The organism is Pseudomonas sp. SG-MS2 (assembly GCF_009933855.1).
In the GTDB taxonomy this organism is placed as follows: domain Bacteria; phylum Pseudomonadota; class Gammaproteobacteria; order Pseudomonadales; family Pseudomonadaceae; genus Aquipseudomonas; species Aquipseudomonas putida_E.
In genome coordinates, this window is sequence record NZ_MOMO01000117.1 from 1 (window position 1) to 1,607 (window position 1,607).

The window sequence follows — 1,607 nt, forward strand, 5'->3', positions numbered from 1 at the left end:
GCTATGAGCGTCACAAGGTGAAACTCTATTATTGTTACTGCCACCTCGATCGCAAGAACAATAAAGGCCAACATAATGCCGATAGCTGCTACCGCAGCACAAAGGATCATGTCGACGTGTGCAAGGGTGCCAAAACCCGCATTCTGAGATGCCAACTCGCCAATGTATTCGATGAGCTGTCTGAATATTGCAAATCCGGCGTTGTCCGCCGTCAGCGCCAATGAGACAGATTGAGGGTTCCGTTTAGAGGAGGGTTTTGGTCTCATCGAAGTGACGAAGGAACGAAGATGAGACCAAAACCCTTGGCCGCGAAGGCGACGCCCGGTGAGCGGGTGGTGAAGGATATCCGGCGGGCGACGCGCCGGCATTTCTCGGCGGAAGACAAGATCCGGATCATACTGGACGGGCTGCGCGGGGAGGACAGCATTGCTGAGCTTTGCCGCAAGGAGGGCATCGCGCAGAGCCTGTATTACGTGTGGTCTAAGGAGTTCATGGAGGCGGGCAAGCGCCGCCTGGCGGGCGATACGGCCCGAGCCGCGACGACGGACGAGGTCAAGGACCTGCGCCGAGAATCGACGGCCCTCAAAGAGGTGGTGGCCGAACAGGCGCTTGAAATCCGCCTGCTCAAAAAAAGCATGATCGCCGATGGGGGCGACGGGGAATGAGATATCCCGCTTGCGAAAAGATCGAGATCATCCGCCTGGTCGAGCAATCGACCCTGCCCGTGCGCAGGACGCTGGCCCAGATCGGCGTGCCCCGCGCCACCTTCTATCGCTGGTATGATCTTTATCAGACCGGCGGTCCGGAGGCGCTGGAAGACCGCCCGGCGCGCCCAAGCCGGGTGTGGAACCGCATCCCCGAGGATGTTCGCGCCGCGATCCTGGAGATGGCCCTGGAGCACTCGGAGTTGAGCCCGCGGGAGCTGGCGGTGCGCTTCACCGACAGTCAGGGCTACTTCGTCTCGGAAGCCAGTGTTTACAGGCTTTTGAAGAGCCATGACCTGATCACCAGCCCGGCCTTCATCGTCATGAAGGCCGCCAAGGCGTTCACCGACAAGACCACGGCGCCCAACCAGATGTGGCAGACTGATTTTACCTACTTCAAGATCATCGGATGGGGCTGGGTCTATCTGTCGACGATCCTGGACGACTTCTCGCGCTACGTCATCGCCTGGAAGCTGTGCACGACCATGAAGGCGGGGGACGTCACCGATACGCTGGAACTGGCGCTCAGCGCGTCGGGCTGCGATCAGGTCAGCGTCCGGCACAAGCCGCGTCTGCTGTCGGACAATGGCTCCAGTTACATCTCGGGCGAACTGGCCGACTGGCTGGGGAAGCAGGAGATGAAACACGTCCGGGGCGCACCCTACCATCCCCAGACCCAGGGCAAGATCGAGCGCTGGCATCAGACCCTGAAGAACCGCATCCTGCTGGAGAACTACTTCCTGCCCGGCGACCTGGAGGCCCAGATCGGCGCCTTCATCGAGCACTACAACCACGCCCGCTATCACGAGAGCCTGGAGAATGTAACGCCGGCCGACGCCTACTTCGGCCGAGCCGCCGACATCCTGCGCCGCCGCGCCAGCGTCAAGCGACAGACCCTTGAAC

2 protein-coding genes are annotated in these 1,607 nt (G+C 60.9%); one reads left to right on the forward strand and one right to left on the reverse strand.

Going from position 1 to position 1,607, the window contains the following annotated elements:
* The coding region (locus BLX42_RS09375) for a type IV secretion system protein (RefSeq protein WP_218580310.1) at positions 1 to 266 on the reverse strand (266 nt) is incomplete at its 3' end.
* Positions 267 to 287: 21 nt separating this feature from the next.
* Here BLX42_RS09375 and BLX42_RS09380 point away from each other — a divergent pair.
* A protein-coding gene (locus BLX42_RS09380; protein WP_161871651.1) for an IS3-like element ISCc3 family transposase occupies positions 288 to 1,607 on the forward strand; the annotation gives its coding sequence in 2 pieces (ribosomal slippage) (positions 288 to 627 and positions 627 to 1,607; 1,321 coding nt annotated over the 2 pieces). This gene is flagged as partial in the annotation.